4 protein-coding genes are annotated in these 2,143 nt (G+C 27.2%); 3 read left to right on the top strand and 1 reads right to left on the bottom strand.

Annotation, left to right across the window (positions count from 1 at the left end; genetic code table 11):
* Positions 1 to 160, top strand: a 160-nt coding sequence (locus ACRCYC_RS15360; RefSeq protein WP_438532750.1) for a 5-oxoproline transporter, DUF979 family subunit, incomplete at its 5' end; no start/stop codon positions are given.
* A gap of 18 nt (positions 161 to 178) precedes the next feature.
* Positions 179 to 820 carry a pyroglutamyl-peptidase I gene (gene pcp, locus ACRCYC_RS15355; RefSeq protein ID WP_438532749.1) on the top strand — a complete coding sequence of 214 codons (642 nt, stop codon included), beginning with the start codon at positions 179 to 181 and terminating at the stop codon, positions 818 to 820.
* A gap of 34 nt (positions 821 to 854) precedes the next feature.
* Here the strand turns inward: pcp and ACRCYC_RS15350 are convergent, their stop codons facing one another.
* Positions 855 to 1,130: a hypothetical protein gene (locus tag ACRCYC_RS15350; RefSeq protein ID WP_332484153.1), complete on the bottom strand. Its 276-nt coding sequence runs from the start codon at positions 1,128 to 1,130 to the stop codon at positions 855 to 857.
* Between the two features lie 312 nt (positions 1,131 to 1,442).
* On the opposite strand from ACRCYC_RS15350, the gene ACRCYC_RS15345 reads away from it, so the two are divergent.
* Positions 1,443 to 2,143, top strand: a 701-nt coding sequence (locus ACRCYC_RS15345) for a hypothetical protein (RefSeq protein WP_438532748.1), incomplete at its 3' end; no start/stop codon positions are given.

Here is a 2,143-nt window from a genome sequence, read left to right as displayed (position 1 = left end):
CTGTGGAACTTTATTAACACCAATGGGAGCTAACTTCAATATAGTTCCAGCATCGATACTAGAGATGAAAAATAAAAATGGTGTAATATTAAAGCAAGTAGGTGTAGCGGTACCTCTTCTTGCAATACATGTTGTATTAATGTATTTCTTAGCATTTTAATTTTTAGGAGGTAGTGTAATGAAAGTTTTAATTACAGGTTTTGATCCATTTGGAGGAGAAAGTATAAATCCAGCGTGGGAAGCAGTGAAGGCAATGAAAGATAATATTGATGGTATAGAGGTAATAAAATTACAAATACCAACAGTTTTCAAAAAATCAGCTGAAAAACTATTTGCAGGAATAGAAGAGCATAAACCAGATGCTGTTATATGTATTGGACAAGCTGGTGGAAGATACGATATGTCAGTTGAGAGAGTAGCTATTAATATGGATGATGGTAGAATTCCAGATAATGAAGGATATCAACCAATCGATACTCCAGTTTATGAGGATGGAGAAAATGCTTACTTTGCAACACTTCCTATTAAAGGAATCGTTGAAGAGATTAAGTTAGCAAAAATACCAGCTTCAGTTTCAAATACAGCTGGAACATATGTATGTAATCATATAATGTACTCATTGCTTTATTATATATCAAAAAACAATTTAAATGTAAAAGGTGGATTTATTCATGTTCCTTACATAACAGAGCAAGTTGTTGATAAGAAAAATATGCCTTACATGGAAGTTACAACTATAACAAAAGCTTTAGAGTGTGCAGTTCAAGCATTAAATAAATATAAAGTAGATGTTAAAGTTTCAGGTGGTAAAGAGTTTTAATAAAAAAAGCCCGTCGTAAGGATGGGCTTTTCTACTATTCTTCAATAATACCAAGAATTTCATCTAGCTCTAATAAAATTTGTTCCTTAGAAGAATCATTAATTTTAACTCCAGATTTTTTAGAAAAAATAACTTTATCATTAATATTAAATAAAGAGTTTACTTCAGAATTAGAGCTTAAAGAGATTATTTCTCCAACTCTATAATTTTTTTCCTCGTTATTTTGAATTAATATAATTCCTGTAGATGTTTTTTCTTCTAAATTTATAGTTTTAACAAGAATTCTTTTACCAATAGGTTTAATTTTCATTTTTACCTCCTAAAATATTTTAAGATAATAAAATTGTAACAAAAAAAAATAAAAAAGCAATAAAAATAAAAGAAGAGATGACGGGAACATCTCTTCTTAAAACGGGTTTCTAACCAATCAACTGGAGGGTTGCTGGCTATTTATATAATAAGTTTAGCACCTTATTATTGATTTATGATATAATTAAATAAAGATATATTATTTTTATTTAATTTGGTAAAAAAAATATCTCGAAAAAACGATATGTGTTTTACAAGGTAAAATATACATTAAAAAAAAGGGTTTGTCAATAAAAAAATAAAGGAGTCGGGGATGGATTTTAAAAGTCAAAATAAAAACATTACAAATTTATTAAAATTTATTAATCAATGTGGTGGGTCTAATAAGTTAGAGATTGCTGAAAATATAATGGTTTCACCAGCGGCTTTAACAAAAATTTCTAAAAAATTACTTGGGGATAATATACTTGTTGAAAAAAAATATATAGATGAAAATAATAGAAAAAAAAATCTATTAGTTATAAATTATGAAAGATTTTATTCTATGGGTGTATTAATAGAGGAGAATTTTACAAAGGTTATATTAACAAATTTAAAAAATGATATTTTAGGGGAGCTGAAATTTAAAAATAACTATAATGGTGATTTTGACGAGTATTTAAAAGCTTTGCTTGAATTTATTGAAAAACTTGCAAAAGAAAATAAAGTTTTACCTGAGAAAATATTAGGTGTTGGTGTAGTTGTAACTAATGAATTTATTGTAAAAAAATCACTAGATTTATTTAAAGAGGATAGATTTCTAATTTTAAAGAAATCTATCATGGATAAATTTTCAGGATACGTATTTGTAGAAACTGAAATTAGAGCTGAAGCTCTATATGAAGCTTTTTTAGCTCCAGAATATAAAGATTTTTTCTTGGTCAAGTATGGAGAAAAAAGAGGAAGTGCTATTATTATAGACAATAAACTTGTAAATCCAGCTATTTCTCACTATAGATCAATGGGAACAAGGCA

The organism is Paraclostridium sp., from assembly GCF_051657365.1.
GTDB lineage: Bacteria > Bacillota > Clostridia > Peptostreptococcales > Peptostreptococcaceae > Paraclostridium.
Note: the sequence above shows the minus strand (reverse complement) of the source record. Positions and strands in the feature narration are given on the sequence as shown.

Coding starts and splice junctions, on each gene's coding strand:
- pcp (WP_438532749.1), top strand. CDS start 179: ATGAAAGTTTTAATTACAGGTTTTGATCCATTTGGAGGAGAAAGTATA.
- ACRCYC_RS15350 (WP_332484153.1), bottom strand. CDS start 1,130: ATGAAAATTAAACCTATTGGTAAAAGAATTCTTGTTAAAACTATAAAT.